The organism is Brachyspira murdochii DSM 12563 (genome assembly GCF_000092845.1).
GTDB lineage: Bacteria > Spirochaetota > Brachyspiria > Brachyspirales > Brachyspiraceae > Brachyspira > Brachyspira murdochii.
Window position 1 is genome coordinate 3,157,968 of the sequence record NC_014150.1, and the last position, 23,514, is coordinate 3,181,481.

At 26.7% G+C, this 23,514-nt stretch carries 15 protein-coding genes and 1 pseudogene; 13 read left to right on the plus strand and 3 right to left on the minus strand.

Annotation, left to right across the window (positions count from 1 at the left end; genetic code table 11):
• Positions 1 to 215 precede the first annotated feature (215 nt).
• The 3 genes from BMUR_RS13905 to BMUR_RS13920 all read left to right on the plus strand — a co-directional run bounded on the left by BMUR_RS13905 (position 216) and on the right by BMUR_RS13920 (position 2,827).
• Positions 216 to 563, plus strand: coding sequence for an immunity 51 family protein (locus BMUR_RS13905; protein WP_013115182.1), 348 nt, complete (start codon positions 216 to 218; stop codon positions 561 to 563).
• A gap of 59 nt (positions 564 to 622) precedes the next feature.
• The gene (locus BMUR_RS13910; protein ID WP_013115183.1) at positions 623 to 2,080 is read left to right on the plus strand and encodes a tetratricopeptide repeat protein; all 1,458 of its coding nucleotides are present in this window, start codon (positions 623 to 625) and stop codon (positions 2,078 to 2,080) included.
• A 243-nt stretch (positions 2,081 to 2,323) separates the two neighbouring features.
• Positions 2,324 to 2,827, plus strand: coding sequence for a flavin reductase family protein (locus BMUR_RS13920; protein WP_013115184.1), 504 nt, complete (start codon positions 2,324 to 2,326; stop codon positions 2,825 to 2,827).
• A 115-nt stretch (positions 2,828 to 2,942) separates the two neighbouring features.
• On the opposite strand, the gene gdhA is transcribed toward BMUR_RS13920, so the two are convergent.
• Entirely contained in the window at positions 2,943 to 4,283 is a 1,341-nt protein-coding gene (gene gdhA / locus BMUR_RS13925) for an NADP-specific glutamate dehydrogenase (RefSeq protein ID WP_013115185.1), read from the minus strand.
• 189 nt (positions 4,284 to 4,472) lie between these two features.
• On the opposite strand from gdhA, the gene BMUR_RS13930 reads away from it, so the two are divergent.
• The 10 genes and pseudogenes from BMUR_RS13930 (at position 4,473) to BMUR_RS13975 (ending at position 21,763) form a co-directional block, all read left to right on the plus strand.
• The gene (locus tag BMUR_RS13930; RefSeq protein ID WP_013115186.1) at positions 4,473 to 5,015 is read left to right on the plus strand and encodes a BspA family leucine-rich repeat surface protein; all 543 of its coding nucleotides are present in this window, start codon (positions 4,473 to 4,475) and stop codon (positions 5,013 to 5,015) included.
• Positions 5,016 to 5,079: 64 nt separating this feature from the next.
• Positions 5,080 to 6,540 carry a BspA family leucine-rich repeat surface protein gene (locus BMUR_RS13935; protein ID WP_013115187.1) on the plus strand — a complete coding sequence of 487 codons (1,461 nt, stop codon included), beginning with the start codon at positions 5,080 to 5,082 and terminating at the stop codon, positions 6,538 to 6,540.
• A 109-nt stretch (positions 6,541 to 6,649) separates the two neighbouring features.
• Entirely contained in the window at positions 6,650 to 7,807 is a 1,158-nt protein-coding gene (locus tag BMUR_RS13940; RefSeq protein WP_013115188.1) for a M20 metallopeptidase family protein, read from the plus strand.
• Between the two features lie 213 nt (positions 7,808 to 8,020).
• Positions 8,021 to 10,594 carry a BspA family leucine-rich repeat surface protein gene (locus BMUR_RS13945; RefSeq protein ID WP_013115189.1) on the plus strand — a complete coding sequence of 858 codons (2,574 nt, stop codon included), beginning with the start codon at positions 8,021 to 8,023 and terminating at the stop codon, positions 10,592 to 10,594.
• Positions 10,595 to 10,984: 390 nt separating this feature from the next.
• Positions 10,985 to 13,573: a BspA family leucine-rich repeat surface protein gene (locus tag BMUR_RS13950; RefSeq protein WP_013115190.1), complete on the plus strand. Its 2,589-nt coding sequence runs from the start codon at positions 10,985 to 10,987 to the stop codon at positions 13,571 to 13,573.
• 100 nt (positions 13,574 to 13,673) lie between these two features.
• The gene (locus BMUR_RS13955; RefSeq protein WP_013115191.1) at positions 13,674 to 16,076 is read left to right on the plus strand and encodes a BspA family leucine-rich repeat surface protein; all 2,403 of its coding nucleotides are present in this window, start codon (positions 13,674 to 13,676) and stop codon (positions 16,074 to 16,076) included.
• Positions 16,077 to 16,119: 43 nt separating this feature from the next.
• Positions 16,120 to 17,298 (plus strand): annotated as a pseudogene (locus tag BMUR_RS13960) (BspA family leucine-rich repeat surface protein); the annotation flags it as partial.
• A 64-nt stretch (positions 17,299 to 17,362) separates the two neighbouring features.
• Positions 17,363 to 19,951 carry a BspA family leucine-rich repeat surface protein gene (locus tag BMUR_RS13965; RefSeq protein ID WP_013115193.1) on the plus strand — a complete coding sequence of 863 codons (2,589 nt, stop codon included), beginning with the start codon at positions 17,363 to 17,365 and terminating at the stop codon, positions 19,949 to 19,951.
• A gap of 274 nt (positions 19,952 to 20,225) precedes the next feature.
• The gene (locus tag BMUR_RS13970) at positions 20,226 to 21,029 is read left to right on the plus strand and encodes a flagellin N-terminal helical domain-containing protein (RefSeq protein WP_013115194.1); all 804 of its coding nucleotides are present in this window, start codon (positions 20,226 to 20,228) and stop codon (positions 21,027 to 21,029) included.
• Between the two features lie 218 nt (positions 21,030 to 21,247).
• Positions 21,248 to 21,763 (plus strand): ferritin, encoded by a 516-nt coding sequence (locus tag BMUR_RS13975; RefSeq protein WP_013115195.1) that lies wholly within the window; start codon positions 21,248 to 21,250, stop codon positions 21,761 to 21,763.
• Positions 21,764 to 21,817: 54 nt separating this feature from the next.
• Here BMUR_RS13975 and speB read toward each other — a convergent pair whose 3' ends face one another.
• Together speB and speE are read right to left on the minus strand one after the other, a co-directional pair.
• Positions 21,818 to 22,660 (minus strand): agmatinase, encoded by an 843-nt coding sequence (speB, locus tag BMUR_RS13980; protein ID WP_013115196.1) that lies wholly within the window; start codon positions 22,658 to 22,660, stop codon positions 21,818 to 21,820.
• Positions 22,653 to 23,513 (minus strand): polyamine aminopropyltransferase, encoded by an 861-nt coding sequence (gene speE, locus BMUR_RS13985; protein WP_013115197.1) that lies wholly within the window; start codon positions 23,511 to 23,513, stop codon positions 22,653 to 22,655. The genes speB and speE overlap by 8 nt, the downstream gene beginning before the upstream one ends.
• Between the last annotated feature and the right edge of the window lies 1 nt (position 23,514).

Sequence of the window (23,514 nt, forward strand, 5' to 3'; positions counted from 1 at the left end):
AACTCTAAACTCTAAACTCGTTTAAAGTTTAAATTTAGGAGTAAAATACTTGTTTTTAATATTTTATTATTTATGATTTTACTATTCAAAAGATTATAAATTTTAATGATTGCAAGAAGTTTTAATATAAATATTGTGAGTGTTTAGATTAAATGTAATTGACAAACAATTTTTATTAAAAATAATAAAAAAATTTAATTTAAGAGGAAGTAAAAATGAAAAATGATTTTGAAAAACAAATAGAACCATTCTTTTTTGTAGAACATGAAAATAGTGCCTCTCTTTGTTTAAATGTTGGAGAATATAAAGCAGAAATATTTGAAGAAAGAGCAGATGAAGGTTTTGAAGGCGGAGGCTATGATTGGCAGTCTTTGGCTATAGTGTTTTTGGAAGAAAAAGTTCCTGAGCTAAAAGGCATTATAGATTTTGATTCTGAAGCAAGTATGTTCTGTGCTTACAGCAGTAATATTGAAGCATTAAAGAAATTTGCTTTATTATTTAAAGAAGCATGCGAAGATGATAAACTTATAAGAGATTTATTTTCTAGGGCTGAACTTGATTAAACATTCATATTTTATTATACTGTTGAAATAAATAATAAAAAATATTAAAAGGAAACATGATGAATATAATTGAACAAATAAATCAATTGCATGAAAATGATGAACATGAAAAGATTATTGAGATTATAACTGCAATCTCAAATGAAGAAAGAGACAGTGAACTTTTTAGTATGCTTGCAAGAGCTTATAATAATATTGGAAAATATGATGAAGCATTAGATAATTTAATGTATATAAGAGAAGAAGGCATTGATGATGCTTTATGGAATTATAGGGTAGGATATGCTTATTATTATAAAGGTGAAAAAGAAAAAGCAGAAAATTATTTTAAAAAGGCTTATGATTTAGATAATGAAGATACAGATGCTTATAATTTTTATATGCTTTGTTCAGAAGACAGAGATGATGGTATCAATTTTGAAGAGAGAGTTAATAGATTTTGGAAATGGTTTGAAGAAAATGAGAAAGTTATATTAGATTTTATAGATAAAAAATCTGATATGTCATCAGATGAAATAATTGAATTTGTTTCTAAAGGGGTGTCTTTAATATCTAGCAATTTGCAGTTTAATTTTGGCGGTAATTATGAGTTTACATTCACTGTAGAAGGTAAGGAATATTTGTTTTATCTTACTCCTAGGATAGTAGCCGCTATGCCTGAGAAATTAAAAAGCAAATGGAAATTTTCTCCTTATATGCAAAAACAAGATATAGATAATTCTAATTTTATAATATATAATAAAGATTTAAGCTTTAAAGAAATTTTAGTATCTGCAGAATATGATGATAATACTAATTTTTTTAATTTGAAATTCTATAATAAAAAATTAAATGAATTAGAAGAATATTATGCATATAATGCTTTTTATATAATGCTTGAGCATGCAGTAGGTGAGAATATATTAAAATTATATTTATTAGGAAATGTTGAAAAAAGTGATAAAAAACTTGATAACATGATAGAGCTTCCAAAACTTTATGACTTTATAACAGATACTTTAAAAAGTAAAAATAAAGATATTATTGCAGATCCTATCAATAGATATACAGTTTATGAGTGTAAACCTACAGACAATTTCTTTAGAGAAGATATATTCATTGGAAATACTTGTTATATGGAGCTTATTAGTGATTATGCTAATTATAATATAGATGCGGTTGTTAATATTTCAAAAATGGGAGCAAGAGCTGTATATTTAGCCTATGTATTTGCTGATAATAAAGATAATAATTTTGAAGATGAAGATATAAATAAAAAACTCCTTGATGAAAGAAATAAAATTACAGATGAGCTTGAAAGTATTATGGGTGAAAAGGGAAGCGGTAAAGAAATAGGTGTAGTATTGGGTAATGCATTTGGGGTAGTTAGCGGATATATAGATTTGCTTTTATACAATCAAGATGAGTTTATAAAGAGAGCTCAAGAAGTATTAAAGAATTATAATTATAAATTTAGACTTCTCAAATTCAGACAGTATTCAGATATTATAAAAACTTTTAATGAAGATATTAATTAGTAAAAATATTAATAATAAAAAATGCAGTTGTGTTAACAGTATTTTTGAAAATAATTTTTTAAATACTTTATATGCTATATATAATTTGTTAAAAACTGATGCTATAAAAATTAAATTAACTTTGGTTTTAGATGATACTACATTTATAGCTTTACTAAAAGTTAGTCTCTCACTTTTTTGTTCGTACTTGTTTTTTATGATGAAGTCATTATAATTTTAAATATTTTTAATAAGGAGTATTTCATGGAAAAAATAAATTTACCTAAAGCCTCAAAAATTACTTCTCCGAATCCTGTGGCAATAGTATGTACTCAGAAACCTGATGGCAGTACAAATCTGGCAGCTGTATCTTGGTATACTTATCTATCTTATAATCCAAATATGATAGCTTATGCAATGTCTAAAAGTTCTTACAGCGGTGAATTAGTTAGAGAAAATAAAAAAGTTATAATTACAATTCCAAGTGAGAATATTAAAGAAATAGTTATGAAATGCGGTATGTATAGCGGAAGAGATATTGATAAAATATCAAAATTTACAATAGAAATGCAGGATATTCCTACAAGCAGAATAAAAGTTCCTCTGCATAGTGCTGCTGCAATACAGTGCATATTAAAAGAGTATATTGAAACAGGAGATCATTATTTATATATATGTGATGTCGAAGAAGTGTATGCTGATGATAAAGAAAAGGCCGTATTTTCTTGGGAGGGCTACACTAAAATATCATCTGCTAAAGAGGCATAATTATTTAATTTTTTGATATTTGATGAGTTTATATTCTTTTGTTTTTAAATATATTTAAAAAACATAATGCTGTCAGTCATTTTACACTAACAGCATTATAAAAAACTATAAAGTATTAAACTAAACCGTAAGGTATCATTATATCAGCTACTTTAACAAAACCAGCTATATTAGCACCTTTCAAATAGTCGCCTTTAAATCCGTATTCTTCAGCAGTTTGATAACAAGTATTATGTATGTTAGTCATAATGTTTTTAAGTTTATTATCAGTATAATCAAAATCCCATTTATCCATAGAAGCATTTTGCTGCATTTCCAAAGCAGAAGTAGCAACACCGCCGGCATTTGTAGCTTTTCCAGGTGCGAACAATACTCCGGCTTTTTGGAATATTTCAACAGCTTCAGGAGTAGCAGGCATGTTAGCTCCTTCAGTAACAGATATACAGCCATTTTTTACTAATGTTTCAGCACTTTTAGCATTAAGTTCGTTTTGAGTAGCACAAGGCATAGCAATATCACAGGCAATATCCCAAATATTTCCGTTTTCTATATATTTAGCAGAAGAATGAGCAGAAGCATATTCTTTGATTCTTTTTCTTTCTACTTCTTTTAAGCGTTTAACAGTGTCTAAATTAATGCCGTTTTCATCATAAATAACTCCGTTAGAGTCAGAACAAGCAACAACTTTAGCACCTAATTGGGCAGCTTTCTGCATAGCGTATATAGCAACGTTACCAGAACCAGAAACAACTACTTTTTTACCTTCAAAACCATTTTTACCATTAGTTTTAAGCATAAGGTCAGTAAAATATACAAGTCCATATCCAGTAGCTTCAGTACGTACTAAAGAACCGCCGTATCCTAAACCTTTACCTGTTAATACACCCGGCTCAAATCTGTTTTTAAGTCTTTTATACTGTCCGAATAAATAACCTATTTCTCTTCCGCCAACTCCTATATCACCAGCAGGTACATCAATATCATAACCTATATGTCTTTGAAGTTCAGTCATAAAGCTTTGGCAGAAACGCATAACTTCATTATCACTTTTTCCTTTAGGGTCAAAGTCAGAACCACCTTTACCTCCGCCTATAGGTAAGCCTGTAAGAGCATTTTTAAATATTTGCTCAAAACTTAAAAATTTGATGATACCTAAATAAACAGATGGGTGAAAACGAAGCCCGCCTTTGTAAGGTCCTATTACACTTGAGAACTGAACACGGAATCCTCTGTTTACATGTATTTCGCCTTTATCGTCCATCCAAGGTACTCTGAACATTATTTGTCTTTCAGGTTCGCACATTCTCTCAATTATTTTTTGTTCAACATAATGAGGTTTTTTCTTTAATACAACTTCTAAAGTGCTTAATACTTCTTTTACTGCTTGGTGAAATTCTACTTCACCAGGATTTCTTTTTACTATTTTGTTATAAATAGCTTCTAATTGTTCATTCATAGTTAATCCCCCTATTCTTAATTTTTATTTACTGGAAATATTATACACTAAACAGTATTATTGTCAATAGTAATGTTACCGGTTTTTTGTTAAATTGTTATTTTTTTTTATAAATTTATAATTTTTATATAAAAAATTGAAAAATAGTTTAGAATACTGTATTGTGTAAAAAATTAAGGATATATTATTATGACTAGAGAAAAGTATAAACCAAAAACAAAAGAAGAATTAATAGATTTAATAGAGAAAAAAGTAAAATTTAATAAAATAGATACAAGTTTTATAACTGATATGTCTGGAATTTTTGAGAATTCTATATTAAGGAATTTCAGTGGTATTGAAACTTGGGATACATCTAAAGTAGAAAACATGATGAGTATGTTTGAAGGGGCTCAAAGTTTTAATCATGATATATCTTGCTGGAATGTGTCTAAAGTAAAAAATATGAAAAGTATGTTTTGCCGTGCTTTAAAATTTAATCAGCCTTTAAATAACTGGGATGTTTCTAATGTTACGAATATGGAGAACATGTTTAGGCTTACGAAAGTCTTTAATCAGCCTTTGAATAATTGGAATGTTAGTAAAGTAAAAAATATTGATGGTATGTTTTGGGTGGCAGAAAGTTTTAATCAGAATTTAGATTCTTGGGTATTATCAAAAAATGCAAAGATGTATATGGCTTTTTACTGTTCAGCTATGAATGATAATACACCTATTTGGTATAAAAATTAGAATTGATTTATAATAGATTTAAGTTTATAAATTATATTATTTAAAATTTATACTTGAGATTTTTATGAAGAAATATAAACCTGCAAATAAAGAAGAATTAAAACAATTAACTGAAGATGAAAATATTAATCTTGGAAGTATTGATACAAGTTTAATAACTGATATGAGTTCTTTATTTAAAGAAGCTTCAAGAAAAAAATTTAATGGCATAGAAACTTGGGATACTTCTAATGTAACAGATATGCATGATATATTTTTTAATTGCAGAAAGTTTAATAATGATATATCAAAATGGAATGTATCTAATGTTGAAAATATGAGCTGTATGTTTTTCGGTGCTGAAAGATTTAATCAGTATATGAGTGATTGGAATGTTTCAAAAGTTACAGATATGAACAGTATGTTTTTTGCTTGTAAGAACTTTAATCAGTCATTAAATAATTGGAATGTATCTAATGTTAAAGATATGAGTTTTATGTTTTACGGGGCATCATCATTCAATCAGCCATTGAATAATTGGAATGTAAGCAATGTAAAAAATATGTATGGAATGTTTAACGGATGTAAGTTATTTAATCAGGATTTAAACAATTGGAATGTTTCTAATGTAGAAAATATGAGTTGTATGTTTTTTGAGGCAGAAATTTTTGATAAGCCTTTAAATAATTGGAATGTTAGTAATGTTAAAAAAACGTATAGTATGTTTGGAAATTGTAAAAAATTCAATCAGTGCTTGAATGATTGGAATGTTTCTAATGTTACAGATATGAATTGTATGTTTAAATATGGTGAGAGTTTTAATCAGCCATTAAATAATTGGGATACTTCTAATGTTGAGAATATGTATAGTATGTTTGAGGAAGCTTTAAACTTTAATCAGCCATTAAATAATTGGAATGTTTCTAATGTTACAGATATGGGAAATATGTTTTGCAGATGTAAGAGTTTTAACCAGCCATTAAATAATTGGAATACTTCTAATGTTAATAATATGAGATGCATGTTTTTTGGAGCAGAAAATTTTAATCAAGATATCAATAAATGGAATGTTAGTAAAGTAAAAAATATGCTTTCTATGTTTGAGAATGCTTATAATTTTAATAGTCCTTTAAATAATTGGGATACTTCTAATGTTTTATATATCAATCGCATGTTTTTTTACGCAAAGAATTTTAATCAGCCTTTAAATAATTGGAATACTTCTAATGTGAAAAATATGAACAGCATTTTTTCAGGCTGTGAAAGTTTTAATCAGTCAATAGAGGATTGGAAAATAAATAAAACTTGTGTTATTGATAATATTTTTGAGAATGCTGTTTCTTTTAAAAATACAAAATCAATACTTAATATTTATTTTATTGCTAGAGGAAATCATAAGAAAAAACTTTTATCTATGCTTGAAGAATGCGATATTAAAGAAGTTTATATGGAAGCTGTTAAACATTCCAAATTAAAAGATTTTATTAAAAAATTAGAAAATGTTTATTATGATGAATTAAAAGAATTAATTGATAAGAAGAAATAAAAAATTAATTAGATGATAAGTTTTAATAATAATTATATTGACTTAATAGTAATTACTTAATATACTAAAATAAAAAATATAAATATATAAATATAGGTATCAATAAAAAATGGATTGCAAAAAGTTAAATGATATTATTATTTCTATGAGAAGAGATTTGCATAAAATACCAGAAGTGGGTACAGAACTTCCAAAAACAAAAAACTATGTTATAAATAAATTAAAAGAATTGGGACTATCTTATAAAGAGTCTTCAATTGATAGCGGACTTGTATGCGATATAGGAAATGATAATGGTAAAAATATAGCAGCAATTAGAGCAGATATGGACGCTTTACCTATAGAAGAGGAAACAGGATTTGATTATGCTTCTAAAAATGGGAATATGCATGCATGCGGACATGATGCTCATACAGCCTGTTTACTTGGGGCTGCTTATTATTTAAGTGAAAATAAATCAAGAATAAAAGGTACTGTAAGATTAGTTTTTCAGGCAGCGGAAGAATTAGCAGTAGGTGCTCATAATATGCTTAATTCTGGTTTGCTTGATGGAGTTAATGCTATAGTGGGTACTCATATAGGTACTTTGGCTGCTAATGTTCCTAGCGGGGAGTTTGTATTAAAAGAAGGTGCTTTAATGGCTTCTAATGACAGAATATTTATAAAGGTTATAGGTAAAGGTTCTCATGGTGCTTATCCTCATCTTTCTGTTGATCCTATATTAACAGCAAGTCAGATAATACAGGCAATCTATAATATTAAAAGTAGAGAGATACTTGCAACAGATCCTATAATAATTTCTATATGTATGGTTCATGCTGGAAGTCAGTATAATGTAATACCATCTGAAGTTAATATCGAAGGAACTTTTAGAACATTCAGTGAAGATACTAGAGTTTTTATAACTGAGAGAATAAAAGAAGTAGTTCATTCTATTGCTAGTGCCAATAGGGCAGAAGCTGAAGTTATAATAAAAAGGCGTGGTGCTCCTGTTATCAATAATGCTGATATATACAAAGAGCTTGATGAAGTATGCAGCAGTCTTAACTTTAAAAAGGCTTCTCATTATGAGCTTTCTATGGCAGGTGAGGATTTCGCTGATTATTTAGAGAAAATTAAAGGAGCTTTTATATTATTTTCTACAGCCACAGAAAAAAATATAGCTCATCATAACAGAAAATTTGAAATAGATGAATCAAAATTATATCAGCCTTCTGTACTTATGAGTGAATGGGCTATTAAACATTTGGAGCTGAACAATTATTAAAATTATACCTAATTTCAAAATTTATCAAAAAAAATTATATAATAAAAAATTAATAATATAATTATTCTTGAATATAAAATAAATTATCATATTGGTATGAATAGTATGCTGTAATCAGTCATATAAAAAATAATTTTATTTTTTATATAGAAAATTTACACAATATATATTATACTACAACTAAAAATTATGTAAACTTATCAAGGAGCATATATGAAGAAATATAAACCTGAAACAAAAGAAGAATTAGAAAAATTAGTATATACTGATGGAATAAAACTCTATGATGTAGATACAAGCCTTATTACTGATATGAGCGAACTTTTTTATAAAAGCAGCAGAAAGGATTTTGAAGGCATAGAAGACTGGGACGTTTCAAATGTTGAGGATATGTCATATATGTTTGCATATATGAGTTATGATAGTTTTGAAAGCCGTTCTAAAGCTAAGTTTAATCGTAATCTTAATAATTGGAATGTATCCAAAGTTAAGCATATGAGTTTTATGTTTTATTATTGTCATGATTTTAATCAGCCTTTAGATAAATGGGACGTTTCTAATGTTGAGGATATGTTTAGAATGTTTGATAATTGTAAAAAATTCAATCAGCCTTTAAATAGTTGGAATGTATCCAATGTAACAAATATGAGCGGTATGTTCCAGGTAGCAGAAAGTTTTAATCAGCCTTTAGACAAATGGGACGTTTCTAATGTTACAACTATGAGAGCTATGTTTAATTATGCTAAAGCGTTTAATCAAGATATAAGCAATTGGAATGTTAGTAAAGTTGAAGATATGGGTTATATGTTTAGTATATGTGTTAATTTTAATCAGCCTCTTAATGATTGGGACGTATCTAAAGTAAAAACTATGGAGGGTATGTTTAGAAGTGCTTTTAAATTCAATCAGCCTTTAGATAAATGGGATACTTCAAAGGTTGAAAATATGAATGAGATGTTTAGTCAATGTGACAGCTTTAATCAGCCTTTAAATAGCTGGAATGTATCCAATGTAAAAACTATGGAATCTATGTTTCGCAGTACTGAAGCTTTTAATCAGCCTCTTGATAAATGGAATACAAAAAAATTAAAAACAATGTTTGGAATGTTTGACTTTGCTAAAGGTTATAATTGTTTTGATTCATTATCAAAATGGGATTTAAATAAAGTATCAGAAATGAGTAATTTATGCTTTGAAAAGTATGAAGAACTGCCTTTAAAAATCAAAGCGTATCTTCAGGCATTTTATGGTTCTTATAAAGATTATTTAACTATTACAAAAGAGAATGTAAAAGAAGTATATGATTTAATATCAAAAGATACAAATAAAAAAATTTTGTCATTAAAAAAGAGATTAGAAAGCGAGTTTAGTGAAGAACTTTCATCTGTTACGGATAATTATAATTTCAAAACTATAGAAGAAGCAGAAAAATATGTTGAAGATAATTATAATAAAAAAGATGATAAAAAGGTGAGCTTTATAAATGATTATAAGGTTTTGATAAAAGATAAATCAAGAGAAGTTGAAAATAAAGTTTTAAAATATATATATTTGGAATATTTGCTTCTTAAAAGAGATGTTAAAAGATTAATGCAGGTTGACAATATCGTTAATTTACTTGATAAAGAATCGTTTATAAATTTTGCTAAAAATATCTATGAGGAAACTAATAAAGAAACAGCTGCTTTTATATATGCTATATACGGAGGAGATGAGGCCATAAAAGATATATATAAAAAAGAACATGACACAAAACTTTCACTTATAATAATTAAATTAAATATAGAAAGTAAATATGCACTTAGATTATTATATGAAATATATTCAAATACAAAAAAATCTGAAGTTCGTTATGAGGCTTATAATTTAATTGAGGAAGTTATGAAAAAAATGGATATTAGTTATAATGAATTCCAATTAAGATATTCATCTGATTTCGGATTTGATTCTAAAGGGGAAAAAACGTTGAATAAAAATTATAAATTAATTTTGAATAGTGATTATTCTTTGAGGCTTTTTGATATAAATAATAATAAAGAATTAAAAAGGCTTCCCCAAAACTTTGATGAAGATTTAAAAGAAGAAGTAACAAAATTAAGAAAAGAAATTCCTTCTTTTATGAAAGATACTTCTTCTGCTTTAGCTATTTTATTAGCAAGCGGAGAGAAATACAGTTATGATGTATTCAAAGAGGTTTTTATTGATAATGCTATGATGAATAGATTTGCTTCATCTTTGATATGGAATCTATATGATAAAGATGATAATTTTATAACTACTTTCAGATATTCAGGCGACGGAAGTTATTCAAATTGTGAAGATGAAGAAGTAAAAATTGATGATAATACTTTTATAGGTTTGGCAAGCCCTGTAGAAATGGACGATGACACTATAAATAAATGGAGAAAGCAGCTTGAAGATTATGAAATAGCACAGCCTTTACAGCAATTAACTGTCATAAAATTAGATAAAGATAATTTGAAAAACGAAGTAGAAAAAATAGATAATTTAGAAATAGCTTATGGTACTTTCGAGGCTTTTGGTGCAAGATATGAAATGTATTCTGAGTATATAGGATATGATGTCGTTAAAAGCTATTCATTAAAAACAAAGAATGGAGATACTTTTACTATAGATGCTGATGTTGATTCCAATACTGATTTTCATGATAGAGTAAAAATTGATATTTATTTTGATAATGAAAATGGTGAAGAGGTGAGTAAAAGATTTATCTATACTTTATTAGTATTAATGATTTGGGATTTTAGACTTACAGATTTATTTTAATTTTATTGTTTGCAGTGGCTTTAACCCCACACACCCACTTCTTTTGCGACCGAAGGAAGTGCCTGTGGTATTGCCACAAAGAAGCTATATCCTAGACAGGCTCGGATACGCTTAGCGAAAGGCTACATTTTGGATTTAATTTTATGAATTACCTTACATTTAAGACGATTTTAGTATGATTTAGTATTAATTTTATACTTGCACTTTCGCGAAGCGTGCCTACGGCAGCAACTTTGGCGAAGCCCACCTGCGGTGTGCGGCGGGAAAAAGTTGAATAAAAAAATTGACAAACTTAAAAATTTTCAGTATATATAAATAAGTATTATTATTAGTAGTTAATTTAGTGCTGCTATTTATATATATTAAAATTTATAATGAGGATATGAGATGATGAAAAAATATAAACCAACAACAAAAGAAGAATTAAAAAGATTAGTATTCACCAACAACGGTATAAAACTTAGTTGTATTGATACAAGTCTTATTACAGATATGAGCGACCTTTTTAATAAAAGTGAAAGAAAAGATTTTGATGGCATAGAAGAGTGGGATACTTCTAATGTTGAGAATATGGCTTATATGTTTGCATATATGGACTACAATGTTTTGGGACAATATTCAATGACAGAGTTTAATTCTAATTTAAATAATTGGAATGTATCAAAAGTGAAAAACATGATTTATATGTTTGCTTATTGTACATATTTTAATCAGCCTTTAAATAAATGGGACGTTTCAAATGTGGAAAATATGTCTGGCATGTTTTTGGGTGCTAAAAAGTTTAATCAGCCTTTAAATAATTGGAATGTATCTAAAGTGAAAGATATGAGCGATATGTTTCATAGCTGTGAAGTATTTAATAGACCTTTGGACAAATGGGATGTTTCTAATGTTAAAGATATGTCTAATATGTTTAATGTGGCTTTGAAATTTAATCAGAATATAAATAATTGGAATGTATCTAATGTTGAAGATTTATCAAAGACGTTTCGTTATTGTAAAGCTTTTGATCAGCCTCTTAATGATTGGGACGTATCTAATGTGAAAAATATGCAACATATATTTTCGGACTGTGAAAATTTTAATCAGCCTTTAGATAAATGGGATACTTCTAATGTTGAAAGTATGGAATTTGCATTTAGAGCATGCGGTAAATTTAATCAGCCTTTAAATAGCTGGAATATGTCTAAAGTAACAAATATAGAGCATATGTTTGCTTTTACACACGAATTTAATCAGCCTCTTGATAAATGGGATACAAGAAATGTCATTAGTGTAATGCTGTTGTTTGCCTATGCACACAAGTTTGATCATTATGAATCTTTAGCAAATTGGAATTTAGACAGTTTACAAGCTATAAATATAATTTGTGATGATAAGGATATGGATAAATTACCTACAAGAATTCAAGTATATAGGCAGGCATTTTTTCCTAAGGCCGATATTATAAGTATAACAAAATTTAATGTTAAAGAAATATATGAGCTTATTGCAGATGATAAAAATAAAAAAGTTGTAAGATTGAAAAAAAGACTTGAAAGTGATTTCTCATCAGAGCTTTCATTTGTTACAAATAATTATAATTTCAAAACTATAGAAAAAGCAGAAAAGTATGCTGAAAGAAATTACAATGCTAAAAAATATGATAAGAAACTTGAATTTATAAAAAAGTGCCATGTATTAATAAAAGATAAATCAAGAGAAGTGAATATAAATCTTATAAAGTATATATATTCAGAATATTTGTCTTTAAAGAAAACTATTAAAAAATTAGAAAAAATTGATAATATGGTTAATTTGCTTGATTTAAAATCATTTGTGAATTTTACTAAAGAGATTTATTTAAAAAATCAAGATGAAGTTATCACTGCTTTTGTTTATGCTATGTACGGAGGAGATAAAGCTTTAAAGAAAATATCAGAATTAATGTATACTATTGAATCAAAAAATCTCCTTACAATGATAAGCTTCAATATAGAAAGCAGATATGCTCAGAGTTTATTATATAAAATATATATAAATTCAACTAAAAGTGCAATTCGTAAAGAAGCAGTAGAAATGATTAATGACTTACTTGAAAAAATTAATATAGGCTATACTGAATTTAGATTAAGATGTATGCCTAATTTGGGATTTAATTCTAAAGGTGAAAAAGAATTAAATAAAGATTATAAATTAATTGTCAATAATGATTATACTTTAACTTTATTCGATATAAAAAATAATAAAGAATTAAAAAAAGTACCTCAAAGTATTGATAAAAAATTAAAAGAAGAAATAAAAGAATTAGGTAAAGAAGTAGATAAGTTTATTAATCATATCTCACATATTTTAGGTATTATGTTAATAAACGGCGATATATTAAGCTGCGATTTATTTAAAGAAGTTTTTATTGATAATTATTTAATGAATAAATTTAGTTCTGGTTTAATATGGAACTTGTATGATAAAGATAAAAACTTTATAACAACTTTCAGATATACAAGCGATGGAACTTATACAAATTCTGAAAATGAAAAAATAAAAATTAATGCTGATAATTTTATAAGTTTGGCAAGTCCTATAGAAATGGACGATGAAACTATAGATAAATGGAGAAAACAGCTTGAAGATTGCCAATTATCACAGCCTATAAATCAATTAACACTTATAAAATTAGATAAAGATAATTTGAAAAAAGAAATAAAAAAGATAAAAAATATAGATACAAGCTACGGAGCTTTTAAATTCTTTGCTAAAAAATATGAAATGCATAGCAATGATGTATTAGAAGATAATGTAACATATACATTTACATCAAATGATGGAGATATTTTTACAATGTCTGCAAAAGTTGATGAGGATATAGAATATGATGATTTAGTAAATATTACTATCGATTTTAAAAAAGATAAAAATAAAAAAGAAATAAGTAAAAGATTTGTTTATACATTTTTAGTATTTATCATTTTGGATTTTAGACTTACAGATTTATTTTAATTATAACAAATAATTTTTAGGCATCATAGTTTTGTGTCTTCTATAAAAATATAATTGATTTTTATAATATTATATATCCATATTGAAATTAGGGGAATTGATGAATAAACATAAACCAGCAGCAAAAGAAGAACTTAAAAAATTAGTATTTACTGACGGTATAAAACTTAGCGATGTAGATACAAGCCTTATTACAGATATTAGTGAACTTTTTCAGAAAAGTGAAAGAAAAGATTTTGAAGGCATAGAGGACTGGGATACTTCTAATGTTGAAAATATGTCTTGGATGTTTAGAGAATGTTTAAGTTTTAATCAGCCTTTAGACAAATGGGATACTTCTAATGTTACAAATATGAGCGGTATGTTTAGTCTTGCTAAAACTTTTAATCAGAATATAAATAATTGGAATGTTAGTAAAGTTGAAGATATGAGTTATATGTTTAATGCATGTGGCTCTTTTAATCAGCCTCTTAATAATTGGGACGTATCCAATGTAAAAACTATGGAGGCTATGTTTCATTCCGCCATTTCTTTTAATCAGCCTTTAGATAAATGGAATACTTCAAAAGTTGAAAACATGCATGATATGTTTTGCCGATGTAAACAATTTAATCAGCCTTTAAATAGCTGGAATGTATCCAATGTAAAAACTATGGAATCTATGTTTTATTCTGCCGATTCTTTTAATCAGCCGCTTGATAAATGGAATACAAAAAGATTAAGTAAAATGTACTCAATGTTTAAATATACTGACAGTTATGACTCTTATGACTCATTAGCAAATTGGGATTTAAGTAAAGTATCAGATATTAGTGATTTCTGTTCTAACTATGAAAGATTCTATGAAAAATTGCCTTTAAGACTTAGAGTATATATGCAGGCATTTTATGGTTCTCACAAAGTTTATGTACCTATAGAAAATAATGAAGAATATGATGATGATTTTATATCAGAAGAATATGATTTAGTATCAAGAGATTATATAACTATCACAAAAGAGAATGTCAAAGAAGTATATAATGCAATATTAAAAGATACAAATAAAAAAGTTATGGCATTAAAAAAGAAATTAGAAACAGAGTTTAGTGAAGAACTTTCATCTGTTACTGATGATTATAATTTCAAAACTATAGAAGAAGCAGAAAAGTATGTGGAAAACAATTATAATAAAAAAGATGATAAGAAGGTAAGCTTTATAAGTAATTATAAGGTTTTGATAAAGGGTAAATCAAGAGAAGTTGAAAATAAAGTTTTAAAATATATATATTTAGAGTATTTGGTTCTAAAAAGAGATGTTAAAAAATTAACACAAATTGACAATATAGTTAATTTACTTGATAAAGAATCATTTATAGAGTTTATCAAAAATATTTATAATGAAACGAATAAAGAAACCTCTGCTTTTATTTACGGAATATATGGAGGAGATAAAGCCGTAAAAAATATATATAAAAAAGAAAAAGATACTAAACTTTCACTTTTAATAATTAAATTAAATATAGAAAGCAAATATGCACTTAGATTATTATATGAAATATATTCAAGTACAAAAAAATCTGAAATACGTTATGAAGCTTATAATCTAATTGAGGAAGTGATTAAAAAAATGAATATTAGCTATGAGGAGTTTGAATTAAGATTTTCTCCTGATTTCAGCTTTAATTCTCAAGGTGAGAGACTATTAAATGAAGATTATAAATTAATTTTGAATGGTGATTATTCTTTGAGTCTTTTTGATATAAAAAATAATAAAGAATTAAAAAAGATTCCTCAAAACTTTAATGAAGATTTAAAAGATGAAATAACAAAGTTAAGAAAAAAAATTCCTTCTTTTATGAAAGATACTTCTTCTCTTTTAGCGATTTTATTAGCAAGCGGAGAGAAATACAATTATGATGTATTCAAAGATGTTTTCATTGATAATGCTATGATGAATAGATTTGCTTCATCTTTTATATGGAATTTATATGATAATAACAATAATTTCATAACTACTTTCAGATATTCAGGCGACGGAAGTTATTCAAACTGTGAAGATGAAGAAGTAAAAATTGATGATAATAGTTTTGTAAGTTTGGCAAGCCCTGTAGAAATGGACGAACACACTATAGATAAATGGAGAAAGCAGCTTGAAGATTATGAAATAGCACAGCCTTTACAGCAATTAACTGTTATAAAATTAGATAAAGATAATTTGAAAAGTGAAATAGAAAAAATAGATAATTCAGAAATAGCCTATGGTACTTTTAAGGCTTTTGGTGCAAGATATGAAATGTATTCTGAGTATATAGGATACGATGTCGTTAAAAGCTATTCATTAAAAACAAAGAATGGAGATACTTTTACTATAGATGCAGATGTTAATTCTAAAACCGATTTTCATGACAGAGTAAAAATTAATATTTATTTTGATAATGAAAATGGTGAAGAGGTGAGTAAAAGATTTATTTATACTTTATTGGTATTAATGATTTGGGATTTTAGACTTACAGATTTATTTTGATTATAATAAATAATTTTTAAATTTATAATTAGGATATTAGATTATGAAAAAATACAAACCAGCAACAAAAGAAGAACTCAAAAAATTAGTATTTACTGACGGTATAAAGCTTAATTGTGTTGATACAAGTCTTATAACGGATATGAGCAATCTTTTTCATGAAAGTAAAAGAAAAGATTTTAAAGGCATAGAAGATTGGGACGTTTCTAATGTTGAGGATATGTCTTATATGTTTGCATATATGGACTATAATTTTATTTTAGACTTATCAAAAATAGATTTTAATCCTAATTTAAATAATTGGAATGTATCTAAAGTTAAAAAGATGAGTAATATGTTTGCCTATTGTTCTAATTTTAATCAGCCTTTAGATAAGTGGGATACTTCTAATGTTTCCGATATGTCATTTATGTTTTTGGGGGCAAAAGTTTTTAATCAGCCTCTTAATGATTGGAATGTTTCTAATGTTAAAGATATGAGAGGTATGTTTAAGTTAGCAGAAAGTTTTAATCAGCCTTTGGATAAATGGGATACTTCTAATGTTGAAGATATGTCTTGTATGTTTAATCTGGCAAAAAACTTTAATCAGCCTTTAAATAATTGGAATATATCTAAAGTTGAAGATTTATCAAATATGTTTAGTTATTGTACTATTTTTAATCAGCCTCTTAACGATTGGGACGTATCTAATGTAAAAAATATGGAATCTTTGTTTGATAGTTGTTCTAATTTTAATCAGCCTTTAGATAATTGGGATACTTCTAATGTTGAAAATATGTTTAGAATGTTTGATGATTGTAAAAACTTTAATCAGCCTTTAAATAGCTGGAATGTATCCAATGTAACAAATATTGCATACATGTTTATGTTGGCAAAAAGTTTTAATCAGCCGCTTGATAAATGGAATACAAAAAAAGTAATTAGTATAGCATTTTTATTTCAATATGCCGATAAGTTTGATCATTATGAATCTTTAGAACATTGGAATTTAGATAAATTAAAAGATATAACTTTAATTTGTGATGATGAAAATAAATTGCATACAAGACTTAAAGTATATATGCAAGTTTTTTATCCTAAAGAAGATTATATAACTATAACAAAAGATAATGTTAAAGAAATATATAATCTTATTGCGAAAGACAAAAATAGAAGAATCTCTAGATTAAGAAAAAAACTTGAAAGTGATTTTTCTAAGGAGCTTTCATCTATTACAAAAAATTCTGATTAAAAAACTATAAAAAAATAATGAAAAATGCTATATTAAAATCAATTTGGAGAGAATTATGAGAAAATACAAACCAGAAACAAAAAAAGAATTAAAAAAATTAGTATTTACTGATGGTATAAAACTTTGTTATATTGATACAAGTCTTATCACAGATATGAGCAAACTTTTTTATGAAAGCAAAAGAAAAGATTTTGAAGGTATAGAAGATTGGGACGTTTCTAATGTTACAAATATGGATATGATGTTTGCCTATATGGGCTATAATGCGTTGGTAAGATATTCAAATATAGATTTTAATCCTGATTTAAGTAATTGGAATGTATCTAAAGTAAAAAGTATGAATAATATGTTTGCTCATTGTTCTAATTTTGACCAGCCTTTGGAGAAATGGGACGTTTCAAATGTTGAAGATATGTCCTTTATGTTTTATGGTGCGAATGAGTTTAATCAGCCTTTAAATAATTGGAATGTATCAAAAGTTAAAAATATGAGAGGTATGTTTCAGGAATGCGAAAATTTTAATCAGCCTTTGAATAAATGGGATACTTCTAATGTTGAAGATATGTCTAATATGTTTACTCGGGCAAAAGTTTTTAATAAGCCTTTAAATAAATGGAATACTTCTAAAGTTAAAGATTTATCAAGTATGTTTGCATATTGTGATATTTTTAATCAGAACATTAATGATTGGGACGTTTCTAATGTTACAAATATGGATTCTTTGTTTAGGCAATGCGAAAAATTAAATCAGCCTTTTGATAAATGGGATACTTCTAATGTTGTAAACATGGAAAAGACATTTTTCTCATGCATGAAATTTGATCAGCCTTTAAATAGTTGGAATGTGTCTAATGTAGAAAATATGGATATGATGTTTTATATGGCACAAACTTTTAATCAGCCTCTTGATAAATGGAATACACAAAAACTAATCACTGCTGCGGGACTATTTAGATTTGCCTATAAGTTTGATAATTATGAGTCTTTAGAAAATTGGAATTTAGATAATTTAGAAGAAGTTGGTACTTTTTGCGATGATGAGGATAAATTACATACAAGACTTAAAGTATATATGCAGGCCTTTTATCCTAAAGAAGATTATATAACTATAACAAAATTTAATGTTAAAGAAATATATAATCTTATTGCAAAAGATAAAAATAAAAGAATTGTAAGATTGAGAAAAAGAATTGAAAGTGATTTTTCTAATGAGCTTTCATTTGTTACAAATGATTATAATTTCAAAACTATAGAAAAAGCAGAAAAGTATGCTCAAAAAAAATATAATGCTAAAAAAGAAGATAAAAAACTTGAATTTATAAAAGATTGCCATGTTCTAGTAAAAGATAAATCAAGAGAGGTAAATATTACAGTGATAAAGTATATATATTCAGAGTATTTATCTTTAAAAAGAATGATTAACAGATTAGAAAAAATTGATAATATAGTTAACTTGCTTGACTTTGAATCATTTTTTAAGTTCATTAGAGAAATTTATTTAGAAAATCAAAACACAGAGATTGCAGGTTTTATTTATGCTATGTACGGAGGAGATGAAGCTTTAAAAGAGATATCTGAATTAATATTATTAGGTATTGATTCAAAAGTTTTCCTTATAATGATAAAATTCAATATAGAAAGCAGATATGCTCAAAGTTTATTATATGAAATATATTCAGATACAAAGAAAAATGAAGTTCTCAAAGAAGCTGGAAAAATGATTAATGAATTGATTGAAAAAATGAATATTGGTTATACTGAATTTAGATTAAGATGTATGCCTAATTACGGATTTACTTCTCAAGGTGAAAAAATATTAAATGATGATTATAAATTAATTTTGAATAATGATTATTCTGTAACCTTATTTGATATAAAAAATAATAAAGAATTAAAAAAGATTCCTCAAAACCTTGATGAAAAATTAAAAGAAGAAGTCAAAGAATTGAAAAAAGAAATACCAAAGTTTATTAACCATAGCACTTCTATTTTGAGTATTACATTAATAGACGGTGATATATACAGCTATGATTTGTTTAAAGAAGTTTTTATTGATAATTATTTAATGAATAAATTAGCATCTTCTTTGATATGGAATCTGTATGATAAAGATAAAAAAATTATAACAACTTTTAGATATTCAGCTGATGGGAGTTATTCAAATTGTGATGATGAAGATGTAAAGATTAATTCTAACAATTTTATAAGTTTGGCAACTCCTGCAGAAATGGATAATAAGACTATAGATAAATGGAGAAAAAAGCTTGAGAATTATGAGTTATCACAGTCAATAAATCAATTGACACTTATAAAATTGGATAAAAAGAATTTGAAAAAAGAAATAAAAAAGATAAAAAGTATAGAAGCAAGTTACGGAGCTTTTAAGGCATTTGCTAAAAGATATGATATGTATACCAATGATGTATTTGGATATAATGATACTATAACATATACATTTCCTGCAAATGACGGAGATATTTTTACAATGTCTTCAAAAGTCGATGCAGATACAGAATACGATGAGCCAGTAGATATAACTATTGATTTTAAAAAGAGTGAAAATAAAAAAGAAATCAGTAATAGATTTGTTTATACTTTTTTGGTATTTATAATTTCAGATTTTAGGCTTACTGATTTATTTTAGTATTTACTGTCTTAAATATTATATAAGTTAATTATGTGTATTTTGTTTTATATTTTTTTATTTATTCTTTTAAATTGCTTATAATTTATTACAGCAATTATTAAGAATTCCGATTTTATAAAACATGAGATAATAATTATATTATGATAACTTTATATAATTTTATAAAAAATATATTATTTTTATAAATTTTATAATATAATAATTGCATTAAAATTTTAATGAGTTATAATTTTTATTGCGGGTTTTTGGGGGATAGTTATTGGAGTAATTTATGATAATAACTAATAATTTAAATGCTATAACAGCAAATAGGTTTTTAAAAGTTAATGCTAATGACAGCAGAAAAAAATTTCCAAAATTGTTTGCAAGCGAAAAAGGTCCTTTAGTACAGGCAAGATATTTGATGCGTGCTGAAAAAAATACTCAGGATGGAATATCATTTGTTCAAACAGCTGACGGATATATAGAAGAGACTATGAGTATACTGCAGCGTATAAGAGAATTATCTATAAAAGCTTCAAACGGAGTATACAGCAATACTGACAGATTATATATGCAGACAGAGGTATCTAGTTTGATAGATGAAATAGATAAAATAGCAAGTCAGTCACAGTTTAATACTTTAAAAATATTTACAGGAAGATTTGCAAATTCTGAAAATGCTTCAGCAAGTATGTGGATACATATAGGAGCAGGAAGATATCAAAGAAAAAGAGTTTATATTGCTACAATTACAGCAAATTCTCTAAAATTAAAAAATGAGTTTAACAGTTATATCTCTATATCTTCGGTAAGCAATGCAAATAAAAGTATAGGCATAATATATGAGGCTATCAAACATGTTATAAAACAAAGATCAGATTTGGGAGCATATCAGAATAGATTTGATGAATACACTCATGGACTTATGACTTATTATGAAAATATGGTTTCTTACGGAAGTAAAAAAATGGATAAGGATATAGCAGAGGCCTCTATTTATGAAACAATAAGTTCTATAAAATCTCAAGCGGCTTTGGCTATGATTGTTCATTCAAATAATATGCCTCAGAATGCTTTGATATTATTACAGTAGTTTTTTAAAGTTTAATATCAATTCTAATGAATATTCTTTTTTATAACAAATTTTTAATATGAACAAATATTAAAAATTTGTTATAAATGTTTTAATTTCTATAATAATATTTACAAAAATCAAAAAAAATGTAGCCTTTATTTATTATTAGTATATTGTAATAAATGTTAGAATAATATAAAATAATGTTAGTAAAATCTAAAAAATGGAGTTTTTATATGTCAATAATAAAAGAAGAAACAGTAAAATTATTAAATGAGCATTTAAATTTGGAACATTATTCAGCTAATTTGTATTTTAACATGGCTGGCTGGTGTGAGAAAGAAGGCTTAAAAGGCTGCAGTGCTTTTTTATATAATCATTCAGCTGAAGAGCATACACATTTGGAGAAGTTTAGAGAGTTTATAAATAAAGCTGGCGGGCAGGCTATAATGGGTGAGATGAAAGCTCCGGAGTTTAGTTTTAATAATGTAGGAGAGCTTTTTGAAAAGATAGTTAAGCATGAAGAGTATATTACTTCTTGTATTAATAAACTCGTTGGTATAGCTATTGATAATAAAGACTATGTTACATTAAAGTTTTTGGAGTGGTTTGTTGAAGAGCAATTAGAAGAGGAAGAATTATTTAATGATATTATTAAAAAGATAAAGATTTTAGGAGATTTAAAAGGTAGAAATCTTTATACATTTGATAAATATATAGGTAATTTAGATTCTAAAGAACATAATTCATAAATATTTAATAAAATGGGTATATTAAATATTAGTTAATATACCCAATTATTATAATCATATTATCATAAGCATTTCTCTTATAACCTTGCATGCTGTTATAGTTGATACTTTACTCCCATCATAATCTGGTGAAAGCTCATTAACATCTGCTCCTACTATATTTAATCCTCTCATATCAAGTATAGCTTTCTGAAGTTCCTTATAAGTAAGTCCGCCTGCTTCTGGAGTTCCAGTTCCTGAAAATATAGAAGGGTCTAAAACATCTAGGTCTATTGTAATATATACTGGTTTATCTTTTATTTTTTCTTTTGCTTCTAATATAGTATTTGCTGAAAACTTTTCTAATATAGTATGCTTTTTAGCAAATTCATGTTCTTCTTTAGTCATAGACCTTATGCCAAATTGATATAATTCTTTACTTTTCATAAGCTGATAACATCTTTGCATAACGCATGCATGACTTAAACCTTCACCTAAATAATCATCTCTTAAATCAGCATGGGCATCGAATTGTATTAATACTATATCATTATATTTTTCAAATACAGCCTTAAATGCAGGCAGGGTTACTAAATGTTCCCCGCCAATCATAAAAGGTATTTTGCTGCTTTCTACAATTTTTTTAGAAGTTTGATATATGATATCAAGAGCCTTCTCTCTATTTCCCATAGGAAGCTCTAAATCTCCATAATCAAAAACTTTCAAATCTTCCAAATCTTTTTCCTGATAAGGAGAATAAGTTTCTATACCAAAAGATTCTTGTCTTATAGATTGAGGTGCAAATCTTGTTCCCGGTCTGTAGCTAACAGTTCCATCATAAGGAGCACCGAATACCACTATATTGCTTTCTTCAAAACTACAATCCAATGCCATAAATATATTAGGCTGATTATTCATGATGAGACTGCTCCAATAGTTTTTTTACATAAGTAGGCAAAGCAAAACAGCCCTTATGTATATCAAGATTATAATATTTTGTATCCAAATTATGTTTAAGCCACTCTTCTTCTTTGAGGTCTTTTATAGGGTCTATAGTTTTTGAGGCAAATCCGAAAAGCCAATGTCCGCTAGGGTAGGTTGGTATATGAGCCTGATATACTTTAGCTATATTAAATGTTTCGTATATATTTCTGTGAGCCCTTTGCATATTGTAGGCATAATCACTGTAATAAGGACATTCATGCTGATTTACGAGTATTCCGTCTTTACTTAATGCTTTATGACAGTTGCCGTAAAACTCTCTTGTGAATAATCCTTCACCAGGTCCAAATGGATCTGTGGAGTCTACTATTATTAAATCGTATTCTCCTTCTTTAGCATCTCTTACAAACTTTAATCCGTCCTGAAAATATAAACTTACTCTTTTATCGCTTAATCCAGATGTTGTTGATGGAAAATATTTTTTGCATACTTCTACAACTTGTTCATCTATTTCTACCATGTCAATCTTTTCTATAGTTTTGTAGCGTGTTAATTCTCTTACAGTGCCTCCGTCTCCGCCTCCTATTACAAGTACATTTTTTATATTGCTGTTGCTTGCCATTGGGATATGCACTATCATATCATGATAAATAAACTCATCTTTTTCCGTTACCATAATAAGACCGTCTAGTGTGAAGAACTTGCCGAATTCTTTTGATTCAAATACATCTATTCTTTGAAAATTAGTCTGTGCTGAATATAATTGTTTTTCTACTTTGATTGAAAATTTTGATTCCTCAGTATGATTTTCTGTATACCAAAGCTCCATT